This window comes from Pseudooceanicola batsensis HTCC2597, assembly GCF_000152725.1.
In the GTDB taxonomy this organism is placed as follows: domain Bacteria; phylum Pseudomonadota; class Alphaproteobacteria; order Rhodobacterales; family Rhodobacteraceae; genus Pseudooceanicola; species Pseudooceanicola batsensis.
In genome coordinates this window covers 2,911,674-2,918,710 of sequence record NZ_CH724131.1, presented here as the reverse complement: position 1 = coordinate 2,918,710, position 7,037 = coordinate 2,911,674, and the positions used below count along the sequence as shown (strand labels likewise).

The following is a 7,037-nucleotide window of genomic DNA, read 5'->3' as shown; positions in this document are numbered from 1 at the left end:
GCGATGCGGCGGGTGATGACGAAACGCGCCATCGCGCCGCGCGCCCTCTTGGCGTGAAAGGACACGACGCTCGTCCTGCCGTTCCTCTCCTCGAGGAAGGTGGGGGTGATCACCGCCAGGCCAAGCGCATCCGTGTCGACCGCACCGAAATATTCCTGGCTGGCGCAGTTCAGCAGCGTGTCGGTGCCGACCGCGCGGGCCTGCGCCTTCAGCGCCTTCGCGGGCAGATCGCGCCAGTAGTCGTAGAGGCTCCGGCCGCGGCGGGTTCTGAGCCGGGTTCCCATCTCCAGCCGGTAGGGCTGGATCCCGTCCAGCGGACGCAGGACACCGTAGAGGCCCGAGAGGATCCGCAGGCGCTCCTGCGCGCGGTCCAGTTCGTCGGCATCGAGCGAGCCCGCTTCGAGCCCCTGGTAGGTGTCACCGGCAAAGGCCAGCGCGGCGGGGCGCAGCGCCCCGGGGGCGGGATCGTCCACGTAGTCGCGATAGCGGTCGCGATTCAGCCGCGCGAGATCCTCGGAGAGGTCCATGAGGCCCCGCAGTTCCGTCAGCGTCCGGCCGCGCATGGTACGCGCCAGGCTGTTGGCCCGGGTCAGAAACTCGGGCCGGGTCATCGCGGCCTCGCGTGGGGTCCAGTCGAGCCGCTTGGCGGGAGAGATCACGATCAGCATGGGCCGGGTCTACCCGGCCCGCGCGATGGCGTCCAGAAAGGCCGCGCCGAAACGTTCGGCCCGACGGTCGCCGAGGATGCGCTCCATCGTCGCGGCGTCGCGGGGCTTGAGGTCCACCACCCTGGCGATCACCGAGGCCGAGCAGGACAGCGGCTTTTCGGTGCCGTCGGTGCCGGTGTGCAGGTCGCGCTGCACCTCCATCAGCCGGTCGAAGAGGCCGCCGCCGTCGCGGCCGGCCAGTTTCAGGCGCCGGGGGTGCATCTCTTCGGTCGCGCCGTTGATGACGGCGAGGAAGGTGGCGCCGTAGGTTTCGAGCTTCTTCGCCCCCACGCCCGAGATGCGGGCCATGGCGTCGAGATCGGCGGGCCGCTGTTCGGCCATCTCGATCAGGGTGCGGTCGTTGAAGACGACGTAGGCCGGCACGCCCTGTTTCTCGGCCAGGTCGCGCCGCCGCGCCTTGAGGGCGGAGAGGAGCGGTTCGTCCTCTTCATTGACCAGCGTCCTGACGGCCGGCCGCCGCGCCTTTGCCTGCATCGTGTCGCGCCGCAGGCGGATCGTCTCTTCGCCCCGCAGGATCGGCCGGGCGGCCTGGGTCATGGTCAGCGCGCCGTGCCGGTCGGGGTTGGGACGGACGAGATCGCGGCCCATCATCTGGCGGAAGATGCCCTGCCATTCGCCGCGCCCGATGTCGCGCCCGACCCCGAAGGTGGGCAGGTCGTCATGGCCGCGCGCCCTGACCTTGTCGGTGGCATTGCCGGTGAGGATGTCGACGAGGTGGCCGGCGCCGAACCATTCCTCGGTGCGCAGGATCGCCGAGAGCGCCTTGCGCACCGCCTCGGTCCCGTCGAAGACCTCGGGCGGCCGGTCGCAGAGGTCGCACTTGCCGCAGGCCTCCGACTCCTCGCCGAAGTACCGCAGGAGCGCCACCCGGCGGCATTCGAGCGCTTCGGCGAGGCCCAGGAGGGCGTTCAGACGACCGTGGTCGGCCATGCGCCGCTCGGGCGGGGCCAGACCTTCGTCGATCTGGCTGCGGCGCAGGCGGATGTCGTCGGGCCCGAAAAGGGTCAGGGTTTCGGCGGGCGCGCCGTCGCGGCCGGCGCGGCCGATTTCCTGATAGTAGGTCTCGATCGACTTGGGCAGGTCGGCATGAGCGACCCATCGGATGTCCGGCTTGTCGATCCCCATGCCGAAGGCGACGGTGGCCGCGACGATCAGCCCGTCCTCCTGCTGAAAGCGGGTCTCGGCGGCGCGGCGATCCCCGGCCTCCATCCCGCCGTGGTAGTGGATCGCGGCGTGACCCGCCTCGCGCAGGGCCTGCGCCAGGGTTTCGGTCTTGGCGCGGGTGCCGCAGTAGACGATGCCCGAGCGGCCCTTGCGGGCGGCGGCGAAGTCGAGGATCTGCCGGCGCGGCTGGTTCTTGGCGGCAAAGGCCAGGTGGATGTTCGGACGATCGAAGCCGCGCAGGAACCGTTCCGGCGTGCGTCCCTCGAACAGGCGCTCGACGATCTCGGTCCGGGTTTCGGCATCGGCCGTCGCCGTGAAGGCCGCGACGGGCACGTCGAGCGCGGTCCGCAACGACCCGATGCGCAGGTAATCGGGACGGAAATCATGGCCCCACTGGCTGACGCAATGCGCCTCGTCCACCGCGACGAGGGAGACGCCGATGCGCCGCAGCATGTCCTGCGTCGCGACCGAGGCAAGACGTTCGGGCGCGAGATAGAGCAGCTTGAGCGTTCCGGCGTCGATCGCCTCCCATACGGCGGCGGTTTCCTCTTCGGTATTGCCCGAGGTGAGCGCCCCCGCCTCGACCCCGGCGGCGCGCAGGGCCCGCACCTGGTCGCGCATCAGGGCGATGAGGGGCGAGATCACCACCGTCACGCCCGGGCGCATCAGGGCCGGCAACTGGTAGCACAGCGACTTGCCGCCGCCGGTCGGCATGATGGCCAGGACGTCCCGTCCGGCGGCGACGGCGGCGACGATTTCCTCCTGCCCGGGGCGGAACGCGTCGAAGCCGAATACCTCGCGCAACAGGGATGCCGTTTCGCTCATCTGCCTCTCGTGTCCGAAGTGTCTGCCCCTATTCGGCCCGATCGGCCGTTAAGGTGCAGTAAACCAAAATATGGGGGTCGGGTTCAAGGCAAGCGCGGCATCTCGTGGCATGATCCCGCGGGTTTTCCCGCGGTCCCGGAGTCCGGGCCGCGCATCCCCCTGCCAGCGCCTTCAGTAGAAGGCGGCGATATTGTTCTGGAGAATGATCCGCAGGGCGAAGACACCGATCAGCACCACCAACGGCGCGAGATCGAGGCCGCCCATGGGGGGCAAGATACGGCGGATGGGGCTGTAGAGCGGCTCCAGCAGGCGGTTGAGCCCGTACCAGATCTGACCGACCAGCTGCTGGCGCACGTTGAGCACCTGGAACGAGATCAGCCAGCTCATGATCACGTGGGCGATCACGAAGAACCAGACGATGTCGAGGATCAGCATCAGGATCTGGAATAGCGACTGCATCGAGGGCCTCCTGTCAAAGCGGTTCGTACCTAAGGGGCGGAGCGCGATTAGGCAAGGGGCACGGCGCGCGGGGGTGACGCACCGTCCCGGTTGACCCCCGGGCGCCCGCGGGTTCTCTACGCCGCAGGAGGCGCCCCATGTACCCATTTCTTCGTCTGGCAAAAGAGATCGTCAAGTTCCGCGGCGCGCCGCCGCTCGGGGCGCAAGACGTGCATGTCTCGCATCACCGGATCTGGCCCTGGGATCTGGACTTCATGTCCGAGCTCAACAACGGCCGGACCCTGTCGATCTTCGATCTCGGCCGGATTCCCTTTGCCATGCGGTCGGGGCTGTTCCGCGTGCTGCGCAAGCGCCGGTGGGGGCTGACCATCGCCGGGTCGATCGTGCGCTACCGGCGCCGGCTGACCAACCTCCAGCGGATCGAGATGCAGTCGAAGATGCTCGGCTGGGATGACCGGTTCATCTACATCGAACAGTCGATGTGGACGCGGGACGGGACCTGCGCCAACCACGGCATCTTCCGGGCCGCGCTGGTCGGCGAGGGCCGGATGGTCCCGACCGGGGACATCCTGCGGGAAATGGGGATCACCGACACCTCTCCGGCCTTGCCCGACTGGGTCGCGGCGCTCTTCGCGGCGGATGACGACCGGCCGTGGCCGCCTGACCGCATCTGAGCGCCAGCCCCGCTGTCGCAAAGGATTTTCTTGCCCCGCCATGCCTTTCCGGCTCATATCGCCGCAAACGGGGGACGGGATATGGAACTGCGCAGGCGCATCTGGGGCTGGTTCTTCTTCGACTGGGCCAGCCAGCCCTACAACACGCTGCTGATCACCTTCATCTTCGCGCCCTACGTGCAGGAGCTGATCGGGGATGGCGCCCGCGCGCAGTCGGCCTGGGGGTTCGGCGTGGGCCTGGCCGGGTTCCTGATCGCCGTGCTCGCCCCGGTGCTGGGGGCGATCTCGGACGTGTCGGGCAATCGGCGGCGCTGGATCTGGGCGTTCTCGGCGCTTTACGTGATCGGATCGGGAATGCTGTGGTTCGCCGCTCCGGGCGATTTCGACCTCTACACGACGCTGTTCTTCTTCGGCATCGGCATGGTCGGCATGGAACTGGCGACGATCTTCACCAATTCCATGCTGCCCGACCTCGGGTCGAAAGAGGAAATCGGCCGCATCTCGGGCAACGGGTGGGCCTTCGGCTATCTCGGCGGGCTGGTCGCGCTCGTACTCATGCTGACGCTCTTTGCCGAGAATGCCGAGACCGGACGCACGCTGATCGACATCGAGCCGGTCCTCGGCCTCGATCCCGAACAACGCGAGGGCACGCGCTTCGTCGGGCCGCTGACGGCGATCTGGTACGCGGTCTTCATGATCCCCTTCTTCCTCTACGTCCGCGACCCGAAACCGTCGCGCGTACCCAAGGGCGCCGCGCGCGAGGCGCTGCGCGGGCTGCGGGCGACCCTGCGCAACCTGCCGCGCACGCCGTCGCTGTTCTCCTATCTCGCCTCGTCCATGTTCTATCGCGACGCGCTGAACGGGATGTACGTGTTCGGCGGCATCTATGCCTCGGGCGTGCTCGGCTGGTCGGTCACCTTCATCGGGGTCTTCGGGATCGTCGCGATCATCGCGGGCGCGATCTTTGCCGTGATCGGCGGGCGGCTGGACCAGCGCTTCGGCCCGAGGCCGGTGATCATGGTCTGCATCCTGATCCTGTCCTTCGTGGCGCTGTCGATCGTCTTCGTGTCGCGCACCTCGGTCTACGGTGTGCCGGTGGATGCGGGCTCGATGCTGCCGGACATCATGTTCTTCGTCTTCGGCGCGCTGATCGGCGCGGCCGGCGGTGTCATCCAGGCCGCAAGCCGGACGATGATGGTGCGGCAGGCCAACCCGGACCGCATGGCCGAGGCTTTCGGCCTCTATGCGCTGGCGGGCAAGGCGACGTCGTTCCTGGCGCCCATGCTGATCGGGATCGTGACCACCATCAGCGGAAGTCAACAAATCGGCGTGTCCCCCCTGATCTTCCTTTTTCTCATCGGCCTGATCTTGTTAGTCTGGGTGAAACCGAACGGAGATCCCCAGGCATGGTCCGACCCTTCGCCCTCATCGCCCTGACCGCGCTGCTTGCCGCCTGCGGCGGCGGCACGCCGCAGGTCTCGTCGAAACAGGAGGTTCCGGCCTCGATGCAGGGCAAGGAGGCGCGGCAGCTCTTCGGGGCGATGAGCTTCGCTTCGGGCAACACGCCGGGCGCCTACGGCAGCTATGCCAAGGGCTGCGCCGACGGCAGCGTGCAACTGCCCGAGAGCGGACCGACCTGGCAGGGGATGCGCCTGTCGCGGAACCGCCACTGGGGCCACCCCGCGACCATCGACTTTGTCCAGGACCTCAGCCGCAAGGCCGCCGCCCTGCCGGGGTGGAGGGGTCTCTATGTCGGCGACATCTCGCAACCGCGGGGCGGGCCGATGCTCTCGGGCCATGCCTCGCACCAGATCGGGCTGGACGCCGACATCTGGATGCTGCCGCCGAAACGGCTCGACCTCAGCCGGTCCGAGCGCGAGAACATCTCGTCGATCTCGCTGCGCCGCGCCAAGGGGGCCTATACCAACGACAACTGGACACCCCAGCACCACGAGGTCCTCAAGGCCGCCGCCAGCGATCCGCGGGTGGCGCGCATCTTCGTGTTTCCGGGCGCGAAGGTGAAGATGTGCAACGAGGCGACCGGCGACCGGTCCTGGCTGCGCAAGATCCGGCCCTGGTACGGGCATCACTATCACTTCCACGTGCGGCTGAAATGCCCGCGCGGAGCCGCGGGCTGCGTGGATCAGGCGGCACCGCCGCCCGGCGACGGCTGCGCAGATGCGGAACAGTGGGTCCGCAACATCCTCAACCCGCCGCCGCCGGATCCGAACGCGCCCAAGCCGAAGCCGCGCCGGCAACTGACCATGGCTGATCTTCCCGGGCAATGCGTCTCCGTTCTGCAGTCGCGCTGACCCTCCTCGCCGCCTGCGCCTTCACCCCCGTCGCTCCGGTCGGGGCGGTCGAAGGACCTGCGCGCAAGGTGCCGGTCGTCGGCGAGGACAAGCGGATCGGCGGCCTGTCGGGTCTGGCGGTGCTCGATGGCGGCGCCCGCTTCGTCGCCGTGAGCGACCGGGGCGCCCTGGTCGAGGGGACTTTCCTGCGGGACGGTAGCGCGCTGCGCGAGGCGCGCGTCACCAGGGTGACCGAGCTGCGGGGAACGACCGGCGGTCGCCTCGACGGCAACAAGGTCGAAACGGATGCCGAAGGGTTGGCGATCACTCGCGACGGGGCGCTGAACATATCTTTTGAATACGTGCACCGTGTAGCCAAGTACCGCGATCCGTCGCGCGCCCTGCCCTATCCGGCCCTGCTGCGCGGCCTCGGGATGGAAGACAACGGTGGACTCGAGGCGTTGGCCGTGGACAGTCGGGATCGGCTCGTCGCGGTGCCAGAGACCGGGCCGCGCGGAACGGACCTGCCCGTCCTGCGGTTCGAGGACGGCCAGTGGCGAAAGATCGGCCTGCTGCACCCGAGCGACGGGTTCGCGCCCGTCGGCGCGGATTTCGGACCCGACGGCAGGCTCTACCTGCTGGAGCGCGCGGTCGGGGCCTTCGGCTTCCGCTCGCGCATCCGGCGGCTCGACTTCCGCGAAACCGGAGGGGTCTTCGATACGGCAGTGATCTGGCAGTCCGGTACCGGACTGGGCAATCTCGAAGGACTGTCGATCTGGTCCGACAGCGACGGCGCCGTCCATGCGACGATGGTGGCGGACGACAACTTCTCGGCCCTGCTCTACGGCGGGATGGTCACGCTGACCCTTGCCAAGTCCGCCGGGACGATGTAGGCG

General features: G+C 68.5%; 7 protein-coding genes. 4 read left to right on the top strand and 3 right to left on the bottom strand.

Going from position 1 to position 7,037, the window contains the following annotated elements:
* The 3 genes from yaaA to OB2597_RS17920 form a co-directional block, all read right to left on the bottom strand.
* The coding region (gene yaaA / locus OB2597_RS17930) for a peroxide stress protein YaaA (protein WP_009807031.1) at positions 1-668 on the bottom strand (668 nt) is incomplete at its 3' end.
* Positions 669-677: 9 nt separating this feature from the next.
* A complete protein-coding gene (gene recQ, locus OB2597_RS17925; RefSeq protein ID WP_009807030.1) occupies positions 678-2,717 on the bottom strand; it encodes a DNA helicase RecQ in 2,040 nt (679 codons plus the stop codon).
* A 171-nt stretch (positions 2,718-2,888) separates the two neighbouring features.
* The gene (locus tag OB2597_RS17920) at positions 2,889-3,176 is read right to left on the bottom strand and encodes a YggT family protein (RefSeq protein WP_009807029.1); all 288 of its coding nucleotides are present in this window, start codon (positions 3,174-3,176) and stop codon (positions 2,889-2,891) included.
* 137 nt (positions 3,177-3,313) lie between these two features.
* Here OB2597_RS17920 and OB2597_RS17915 point away from each other — a divergent pair, with 137 nt between their 5' ends.
* From OB2597_RS17915 to OB2597_RS17900, 4 genes are all read left to right on the top strand, one after another.
* Entirely contained in the window at positions 3,314-3,850 is a 537-nt protein-coding gene (locus OB2597_RS17915) for an acyl-CoA thioesterase (RefSeq protein WP_009807028.1), read from the top strand.
* 81 nt (positions 3,851-3,931) lie between these two features.
* On the top strand, positions 3,932-5,287 hold the full coding sequence (locus OB2597_RS17910) for an MFS transporter (protein WP_009807027.1): 1,356 nt from the start codon (positions 3,932-3,934) through the stop codon (positions 5,285-5,287).
* Complete coding sequence (mepA, locus tag OB2597_RS17905) at positions 5,257-6,162, top strand: penicillin-insensitive murein endopeptidase (protein ID WP_009807026.1); 906 nt, start codon at positions 5,257-5,259, stop codon at positions 6,160-6,162. Before OB2597_RS17910 ends, mepA begins: the two co-directional genes overlap by 31 nt.
* Positions 6,135-7,034: an esterase-like activity of phytase family protein gene (locus OB2597_RS17900; RefSeq protein WP_009807025.1), complete on the top strand. Its 900-nt coding sequence runs from the start codon at positions 6,135-6,137 to the stop codon at positions 7,032-7,034. The genes mepA and OB2597_RS17900 overlap by 28 nt, the downstream gene beginning before the upstream one ends.
* The last annotated feature ends 3 nt before the right edge of the window (positions 7,035-7,037 follow it).

Coding starts and splice junctions, on each gene's coding strand:
- recQ (WP_009807030.1), bottom strand. CDS start 2,717: ATGAGCGAAACGGCATCCCTGTTGCGCGAGGTATTCGGCTTCGACGCG.
- OB2597_RS17920 (WP_009807029.1), bottom strand. CDS start 3,176: ATGCAGTCGCTATTCCAGATCCTGATGCTGATCCTCGACATCGTCTGG.
- OB2597_RS17915 (WP_009807028.1), top strand. CDS start 3,314: ATGTACCCATTTCTTCGTCTGGCAAAAGAGATCGTCAAGTTCCGCGGC.
- OB2597_RS17910 (WP_009807027.1), top strand. CDS start 3,932: ATGGAACTGCGCAGGCGCATCTGGGGCTGGTTCTTCTTCGACTGGGCC.
- mepA (WP_009807026.1), top strand. CDS start 5,257: ATGGTCCGACCCTTCGCCCTCATCGCCCTGACCGCGCTGCTTGCCGCC.
- OB2597_RS17900 (WP_009807025.1), top strand. CDS start 6,135: ATGCGTCTCCGTTCTGCAGTCGCGCTGACCCTCCTCGCCGCCTGCGCC.